This window comes from Paenibacillus sp. IHB B 3415, assembly GCF_000802655.2.
In the GTDB taxonomy this organism is placed as follows: domain Bacteria; phylum Bacillota; class Bacilli; order Paenibacillales; family Paenibacillaceae; genus Paenibacillus_AQ; species Paenibacillus_AQ phytohabitans.
Genome location: NZ_JUEI01000095.1, coordinates 19,898 through 27,681 on the forward strand (window position 1 = coordinate 19,898; position 7,784 = coordinate 27,681).

Consider the following 7,784-nt stretch of genomic DNA (forward strand, 5'->3'; position numbering starts at 1 on the left):
TTAAATCGTAGCCAAAGCCTTGTCGAACTTGGTTTTGTTCATGCCGACGATTTTGAACTCACCGATAACCGTAATAGGAACAGCTCTCATTCCCATATCCCATACCTGCTGTGCATAATCATCGTTCTGCTCGATGTTGCGCTCTTCGTAGGCTACACCTTTATCGTTCAGGAAGCTCTTCACCTGACGGCAATGCGGACAATTGGTTGAAGTGTACACAATTACATTCTCCATAGTATGATCTCCTCCTAATTTGTAAGTATAAGAATCTGTGATCTATTGTAGCACCGGAGTGCCTTCTATTCCAAATGGAATCTTACAGAATAACCGCGCTGTGCTCCAGGCTCTCGATATATTTCTCGGCATCCATCGCCGCCATACAGCCGCTGCCTGCAGCCGTAATCGCTTGTCTGTAACGGGTATCCTGCACGTCACCGCAAGCAAACACGCCGGGAATATTCGTCTCGGAGGTTCCGGGATTCGACACAATGTAGCCGTTAGCATCCGTAGTGATTTGTCCGCCCAGGAAAGAAGTATTGGGATGATGGCCGACAGCTACGAATACACCGCTGGCTTCAATGAATTCTTCTTCACCGGTCTCATTGTTAATCACCTTCAGGCCGGTTACACCTTTGTCGCCGGCAATAACTTCAACTGGTGTACGGTTAAGGCCCCAGGTAACTTTGGCATTGTCACGTACACGGTCCTGCATAATCTTGGAGGCACGCAGCTCTTCGCGGCGGTGCACCAGGGTTACCTTTGACGCGAATCTTGTCAGGAAGCCCGCTTCCTCCAGCGCCGAATCGCCGCCGCCGACAACCACGATTTCTTTGCCGCGGAAGAAGAATCCGTCACAGGTTGCGCAAGTGCTGACACCGCGTCCGATATTATCCTGCTCCCCGGGAATCCCGAGATATTTCGCTGTAGCGCCGGTGGAAATAATCAATGTATCTGTAACCAGTGTGCCCATGCCTTCAACATTCAGCTTGAACGGACGTTCGCCCAGCTCTACACTGTTCACCCAGCCGGTAACGAACTGTGCTCCGAAACGTTCAGCCTGCTTGCGCATATTGTCCATCAGATCCGGACCCAAGATGCCTTCCGGGAATCCTGGGAAGTTCTCGATCTCTGTTGTAGTCGTAAGCTGTCCGCCTGGCTGCGGACCTTCAATAACGAGCGGGCTCAGGTTCGCCCTGGCCAAGTATATGGCAGCCGTCAATCCGGCCGGTCCAGTACCTACAATAATTGATTTGTACATGATTATATCCTCCTTGAGATGGACGGCAAAGACGCCATTTCTTAATTAAAATTATTATAATGTAGTATTTATTATGATCATCTCAAGGGAATATGTCAATATGCCAGACACGGTGAAAACGTTCCTATTTTGTGAACAATTCAATTTTAAGCAATTAAATATTTGGCAGGGCCGGTTAAACGGTCTTTCCGGCTTTTTTTAGCGCAAAAGACGCAATCCGTTAAGGATTACAAGAATGGTGCTGCCCTCATGGCCCACCACGCCAAACGGCAGCGCGATCCCCTGCACAAAGTTACTGATCATCAGTGTAGCGATTACGGTCACTGCAAAAATCATATTCTGCTTCACAATCCGCTGCGTGCGGCGGGCCAGGGCAATTGTAGAAGCAATCTCCTCGATATTATCGTTCATCAGCACCACATCGGCAATCTCCAGCGCGGCTCCGCTGCCTTTCATGCCCATCCCCATACCAACCGTTGCTGTAGCCAGCGCAGGCGCATCATTAACACCGTCACCCACCATAATCACATGGCCGTATTGTTCACGAAGCGTTTTGATATGCGATACCTTATCTTCCGGCAAAAGACCAGCGAATACCAGGTCCACTCCGGTCTTCCCGGCTATCACCTGTGCGGTGGCCTCACGGTCCCCGGTAAGCATCGCTACCTTAATGCCAAGCTCCTGCAGCTTGCGCACCGCCTTCTCCGCCTGGGGACGCACGGTATCCTGCAGCGCAATCATTCCGGCGATGGTGTCTCCGGCGAGAATCAGCGAAACCGTCTTACCTTCCCGCTCCAGCTGGCTGCGCAGCGTTCTCCAGTATTCCGAATCCCCCTGCGGTGCATTACCGTGCACTTCATCCAGCAGATTGGACTTGCCGATCCGCCACAGCTGGCCGTTAATGGTCCCCTCAATCCCCCAGCCGGTAACCGATTTGCTCTCTTCGATGTCATGCAGCTCTACCTGCTCAGCTTCAGCAAGCGCAACAATCGCTTCCGCGAGCGGATGGCCGGACAGCTTCTCAATCGAAGCACTGACGGCCAGCAGCTCTTCGCGTCCATACCCTTCTCCGGCGATGAAATCCGTGACCTGCGGAACCCCTTCCGTCAATGTACCCGTTTTGTCAAAAGCAACTACAGAGGTGCGTGCCATATTTTCCAGGTGGACACCGCCTTTGAAGAGAATGCCTTTGCGCGCACTCTTCGAGATGGCCGACAGCATGGCCGGCATAATGGAGGATACGAGTGCACACGGAGAAGCCACTACCAGGAAGACCATTGCTTTATAGAAGGTATTGCTCCAGCTCCAGTCCAGCAGAAACGGCGGCAAAGTGATCAACAGGGCCGTTGCAGCTACTACAACGCGGGCATAGACCGATTCAAGCCGTTTGATAAAACGCTGTGAATCCGGCACTTCATTCTCTGCTTCTTCAACCATCCGGATGATCTTGGCGAACAAGGTATTCTCTGCCGATTTGGTAACTTCAATATATAGCGGGCCTTCACCATTCACTGTACCGGCGAACACTTCACTTCCGGCTGCTTTGTCTATGGGAAGCGATTCTCCGGTAATGGACGCCTGATTGACGGAGGATTCCCCCCGGCATACCTTGCCGTCAGCAGGGATAAGCTCCCCGGGACGGACCAGCAGCAGATCTCCGATGGCCAGCAGATCAATCGCCACCTCATTCATAGCCCCCTGCTCAATGCGTACAGCCGTGGCAGGTTTGAGCGCCAGCAGCGAGGAGATATCTTTCTTACTGCGCTCCATCGTGTAGCTCTCCAGCGCTCCGCTCAGCGCAAAGATGAAGATCAGCATCGCGCCTTCATTCCAGTAACCGATGGAAGCTGCGCCTAGAGCCGCGGCAATCATCAGCAGATTGACATCCAGATCGCGCTCCTTGACCAGCGTCTCCACGCCTTCCTTCGCCTTGATCCAGCCGCCTATCGAATAGGAGATCACATAGAGGATAACGGATATCGTCTCAGACCAGCCGCTGGCGGCCCAGGCGATCAGCATCATCAGCCCGCTTCCGAGCGCTGCCTGCATTTCGGCATTTGAGATCATAGCCAGCGGATCGAAGCGGCGCGGCTCCGGCATCCGTGGCTGCTTAGCCCCTCCTTGACGCGCGACGGATTTAGGCATTTCTTTCGAGGTTGCTTGCATCATAAATCACCTTCCTGATTGTAGTTGTATAAGAGGCACACTTGAGAATGAGAGCCAGAACGACGCTACTGAGAGTGAGAGCCAGAATAAGAGTCATCATGACGCAACTGAGAATGAGAGCCATTATTAAGACCCTTAAAATGACACATGCTGCCCCGGCTTAGCCGGGACAGCATGTTAAATGAGAATGATAATCATTGTTGCAATAATGCAACTATATTTCCTCAATGCAACTTATAGCTATACTATATCACGCCCGGCGGAAAAGTAAACCCGGAAACGAGCCTGTTTTTTCGGGAGGGTTGGCCTCCACCCTGGGCAAAGCCCGCGCGCGGGTTGGGGGAAGTTTGCGGAAATTATGGAGGCTGCAGAGAATGGCGCTGGTGATGCGAGCGAAAGGTGTGTGGAGTTTGCATAAGCCGGCTGCTGAGTGCTGTTATGAGAGTCCGCCCATATGATGCTATATAGAGTGAACTTAAGTATCTAACTTGCTGCATGGGCGGAACCCTTGGGTAGCAAGGGGTTCGTCCATTGGTTGTCCATCATTCTTAAGTTCATCTTATATAAGTGGAAAAACGTATCTTAATTCGGATGAATGGAGTGATTTCAAGCAAGCAATTGGAAAAAAGGCATTTAATTCGGTACATTTACCTTCATGGAGCTTATACGAAGCTATTTAAGTGCTGTTTATCCAACTGCTGTTTCAGCAGACGCTCTTCGTTCGTCAGCAAGTGGAGAAAATCAGACTATTTCCAGACGCCGCAGCATCCCGTGACGGAGAATTTAAGGATAATTGCTATTTCGAGGGATAAAAGAATGCCCCGCCATAATTCTGCTGGTGCAGCTGGCGGGACACTTTTGAGTATGCATTAAGCTCTGCCTACAACTATAGTAGAACCTCCACTTTCACCGAGCTACGATCCGGATAGACAGGCACTACCGTACCTGCCAGCAATTCACCGTCAACACGGATTTCCTTGACGCCTGTGCAGACACCGCTCTCGTTCTTCACGGTAATCTCATACAAGCAGCCGCGGAATCTCCGGGAAACGGAAAAGCCCTCCCAGGAAGAAGGGATGCACGGGTTAACCGACAGTCCGCCGAGTACGGGCTTAATGCCCATAATATACTGCGTAGCGGCTACATACATCCACGCAGCAGTTCCGGTCAGCCAGGATACATTCGCCAGCCCGAATCTGTCAGATTCCGGTCCGAACAGGTTGGAGGCATAGACGTACGGTTCCGCCTTATAGCGCCATAATCCGGCTTGCTCCATCGCAATATTAGGAATCAGCTGGCGGTAATATTTGTAGGCCTGATCTCCTCTGCCCAGCATGCATTCCGCAATAATCGCCCATGTATTGGCATGGCAGAAGACGGCCCCGTTCTCGCCTGTCCCCTTGTTGTAATTGGTCAATGGATCTGCGGGATCGGGGAAATTGGTAATGGACGGGTGCAGCTTCTTAATGCCAAGCTCCGTATCCAGAATGTCGCGGACACTGTCCATGGCCTGGAGCGCTTTATCAGGCTCTCCCATGCCGGACAGGGTCGCCCAGGTCTGGGCGTTAAGCCAAATCTGGGCTTCATCATGCTCAGCGGTGCCCAGATAACGTCCATCATCCATAACTGCCCGCCGGAACCATTGGCCGTCCCAGCCGAGCGTGTTCACCAGCCGCTTCTGCTCCTCGTACAGCCTGTCATAGTCCGCCGCATGCTCCGGATGACCGGCTGCCGCCGCCAGATCCTTCATGCGCAGCAGCACGGTTCCGAACTGCATCGCCGTCCAGATGCTCTCCCCTCTGCCCTCACGGCATACGCGGAACAACTGGTCATTCCAGTCCGAGCGGAGCATCAGCGGGAAGCCGTTCGGCCCCATCCGGGAGACGGTGAAGTCTACCGCACGCTTCAAATGATCATACAGCGGCGCTTCACCGCCATCATAGAAAGGCAGACTCTCCTGCAGGAATCCGGCATCGCCGGTCTCTGCGAGAATATCCCATACGGCCAGCGCCGTCCACAGGTGGTCATCGGAGTGAATACTGGTCACCGGGTCCCAGCCCTCATTCGGGAAAAAGTAATGATTCACATGCCCGTCCTGATACTGCTGCCCAAGCAGCAGGCGGACCTTGTCTTTGGCCGCCTCCGGATCTAATGGAGCTGCGGCCAATATATCCTGGGCGGTATCCCGGTAGCCTACTCCCCGGAATGTTCCCGTAGCATAGAACGAAATATTGCGCGAGAAAAGAAAGTTCCGCTGCGACTGATACGGATTCCAGATATTGATCATGCGCTGCGCATCTTTATCCGGCAATTCGCAGTTCCAGGCGCCCAGATAGCTGTCCCAGTTCTCCTTAAGCGCTGCAAAGGAACGAGTGACGAAATCCGTCTCCCGGGAATGGCCGATGGCCTGTTCGATCTCAGCCTCATTCATCGCCGTCCCCAGGAAGAAGTTCACGGTGCGGATCTCGCCGGGCTGCAGCCTCACTTGAACCTGAAGCGCTCCGCAAGGATCTCCGCCAAGTATTGTCGAGCCTGTACAGCCGCCCTGCTCAACCGCAGCCGGATTCGATTCACTGCGGTAGCTGCCGATGAATTCCTCCCGGTCCCCGTCATAACCGACCAGCGGCGCATCCGACATCATATAGACCAGCGGCGTCTCATCCGGCTTGGGCTGATTCTCAACTCCGTACTTGTAGATAAGGGCTTCCTTGTCATGATACTGCACCGACACCTGATGCTTGTTGTAGCATTGCCATTGCAGCTCACGCATGAATTCCATCATGCCAAACTCGGCATAGGCATACACGTTCAGCTCCTTGACCTCTGTACTATGGTTAGTCAGCGTCAAATTCCAGATCAGCGAGTTCTCGTAAGGTCCGACAAAATAAACGGTTTTTGCCGAAACTTCATCCTGCGCGGCTTCAAAGCGGGTATACCCCATGCCGTGGCTGCTCTTCCATTCCTGCGGCTTCTGAAAAGCCGGCTCATAGGTAGGGCACCAATAGCTGCCCGTCCCGGCATCCTGCAGGTAAATATAAGGGCCGGAGCGGTCGGTCGGCAGATGAAAGAAACGGTAGCGTGTAATCCGCCAGATCTGCGGAGATTTATAAAAGGCTAATCCGCCGCCCGCATGGGACAGCATGGTATGGAAGGTGCCGTTGGATAAATAGTTCAGCCATGGGGTCGGCATATCATGGCGCTTGAACTCTACCTCCTTCGCGTCATCGCGGAAGGTGAAATACTGGTCCAGCTCCTGCTCGCGGGCAAACGCGCTGCCCCCGGCTGCCGGCTTTGCAGCCTTGTTACTCTGTGTGCGGCCGGAATGGCCTGCCGGATGGATTGTTCCCGGTTGGTTCGTCATTAGTCTGGCTCCTCTCCATTTAGGATTACTCATTGCTTATTCTTATTGCTTATTTAGGCTCAACCTCATCCATTGTCATGCGGAACTCCAAATCATTCATATACGTGCCATCCGGGTTCAGGAAAACCATGCCGAAGGAGATATCCTCCCGGCCTCCCCGGACGATGGCAACCAGCCGGTTAATCCCGCTTGTCAGAGTGATCTCGCGCTCCGGCTGAGTCACATGCTGACCGTTCATATAGATCTCGTAAGCACATTCTGAGTTCACCCGCAGCCTGCCGGTCCGGATATCCGCAGGTTCCCCGGTGCCGGAGACGGGCGAAGGCAGATGCACGAAGCAGCTCAGAAACAGCGGACGGCCTTCCGGTGCCGGGATCAGCAGCGTTCCGTCTTCGCGCCGTTCTTTTTTCTTCATCCAGCCGTACAGGCCTTCACCCAGATTGTTCAGGGAGAATTCCGGGTCGGTATAGTAATCCTTCATGGCCTGATAATCGGTATACGGCGGACAGAACAGCGTCATCGCGGCTTCCACCGCCCACTGCGCATCTCCTTTATCCAGCTGCAGCAGCTCATCCGTGAAGGCGGCGCCCAGATTACCCAGCAGGCGGGTGTACAGCCTCAGGCTTTTGTCACTGCCCGGGTCGGTGAGCAGCTGCGAGTAGATAATCTCACCCTCGCCGACTGCCTGCCGGATCATAAAGGCTCCAGGAGCACAGGCCTTGCTGCGGTTCAGCTCGACCAGCGCCAGCCTGCTGTATTCCGCCGTATGCAACCCGGCGAAGTAATCCTTCCAGGCTGTGCCTTCCACGCTGGTGCACAGCACCTCCGCGCCTTGCACCTCCAGCCTGTGACCGGCCAGCTCCCGGTTGACCACGTCCCGGGGCGAGAGATGCACCTTGTCGAACCCGAACAGGTCGACAGGACTGATCCCGCGGACGGCGGCGTGCGTATAGTCCGCCGCCAGATGATAGGCCCCGTGCGGCGCTATACGCACGGGGC

4 protein-coding genes and 1 pseudogene are annotated in these 7,784 nt (G+C 54.0%); all 5 read right to left on the bottom strand.

The features are described 5' to 3' along the window. The gene (locus tag QW71_RS30805) at positions 1–234 is read right to left on the bottom strand and encodes a glutaredoxin family protein (RefSeq protein WP_039308604.1); all 234 of its coding nucleotides are present in this window, start codon (positions 232–234) and stop codon (positions 1–3) included. 82 nt (positions 235–316) lie between these two features. Continuing rightward, on the bottom strand, positions 317–1,258 hold the full coding sequence (trxB, locus tag QW71_RS30810) for a thioredoxin-disulfide reductase (RefSeq protein WP_039308607.1): 942 nt from the start codon (positions 1,256–1,258) through the stop codon (positions 317–319). Positions 1,259–1,456: 198 nt separating this feature from the next. Next, complete coding sequence (locus QW71_RS30815) at positions 1,457–3,424, bottom strand: heavy metal translocating P-type ATPase (protein ID WP_039308620.1); 1,968 nt, start codon at positions 3,422–3,424, stop codon at positions 1,457–1,459. Positions 3,425–4,310: 886 nt separating this feature from the next. Continuing rightward, positions 4,311–6,785: a GH36-type glycosyl hydrolase domain-containing protein gene (locus QW71_RS30820; protein WP_039308609.1), complete on the bottom strand. Its 2,475-nt coding sequence runs from the start codon at positions 6,783–6,785 to the stop codon at positions 4,311–4,313. A 49-nt stretch (positions 6,786–6,834) separates the two neighbouring features. Then, positions 6,835–7,784 (bottom strand): annotated as a pseudogene (locus QW71_RS40695) (glycoside hydrolase family 2); the annotation flags it as partial.

Bases quoted from the DNA above. Each gene is read 5' to 3' on its own strand.
- QW71_RS30805 (WP_039308604.1), bottom strand. From the start codon at position 234: ATGGAGAATGTAATTGTGTACACTTCAACCAATTGTCCGCATTGCCGT.
- trxB (WP_039308607.1), bottom strand. From the start codon at position 1,258: ATGTACAAATCAATTATTGTAGGTACTGGACCGGCCGGATTGACGGCT.
- QW71_RS30815 (WP_039308620.1), bottom strand. From the start codon at position 3,424: ATGCAAGCAACCTCGAAAGAAATGCCTAAATCCGTCGCGCGTCAAGGA.
- QW71_RS30820 (WP_039308609.1), bottom strand. From the start codon at position 6,785: ATGACGAACCAACCGGGAACAATCCATCCGGCAGGCCATTCCGGCCGC.